The sequence below is a fragment of the Monashia sp. HAY1-2A genome, from assembly GCF_056755315.1.
The window spans coordinates 1-241 of sequence record NZ_JBNDHY010000716.1 but is presented as its reverse complement, the minus strand read 5'-3'; the positions used below and the strand labels follow the sequence as shown (position 1 = coordinate 241).

At 62.7% G+C, this 241-nt stretch carries 1 protein-coding gene; it reads left to right on the top strand.

All coding sequences use genetic code 11. From position 1 onward, the window contains the following. Positions 1 to 197, top strand: a 197-nt coding sequence (locus ACPYOM_RS23655) for a hypothetical protein (RefSeq protein WP_481347853.1), incomplete at its 5' end; no start/stop codon positions are given. Positions 198 to 241: the final 44 nt, after the last annotated feature.

Genomic DNA, 241 nt, shown 5'->3' with positions numbered 1-241 from the left:
CCCCCCCCCCCCCCCCCCCTCTCCCAAAAAACAACGCCACCCCCCCCAGATTACTACGCGTCGCGTGGGCTCGGAGATGTGTAGAAGAGACAGAGCTCCACCTCGGCGAGCAGGTGGCTCGAGACGACGACGATGCGCATGGTCATGGGCCTGTCTCTTACACACCTCTGACGCTGCCGACGAAGGAGAGAATGTAAACCTCGGTGGTCGCCGTGCCATTAAAAAAGAGGGGAGGGGGGGG